Genomic DNA, 343 nt, shown 5'->3' with positions numbered 1-343 from the left:
GGATAAAAAAATAGAAAATGTTGTATTTAATCAAATAATTAATGACCATCTTAAACCAAATATCAGACAAATTGATGAGAAGGCTTATTATCCGAAAGAATTTTTAAATGCAGTGGGTAAAGCGGGTTTTTTTAGTTCGAATTTTTTACAGATGGAAGATGCCCGCTGTGGAGAGCTATATATAATAGAAGAAACGGCAAAGTTTTGCATGACGTCAGCATTTACATTATGGTGTCATTTAGCTGCTTTGGCGTCTTTCAGGTTGAGTAACAACCCATATATCAACAACCACTTACTACCATTTTTTGAATCAGGTGACGTCCTAACTGGAACTGGATTATCA

1 protein-coding gene is annotated in these 343 nt (G+C 34.4%); it reads left to right on the top strand.

The window, feature by feature from the left end; translation table 11 throughout:
• Window positions 1-343, top strand: a 343-nt coding sequence (locus tag KW850_RS34610) for an acyl-CoA dehydrogenase family protein (protein WP_218351736.1), incomplete at both ends; no start/stop codon positions are given.

This window comes from Bacillus sp. sid0103 (genome assembly GCF_019219025.1).
This window is presented reverse-complemented; position numbering and strand designations above follow the sequence as displayed.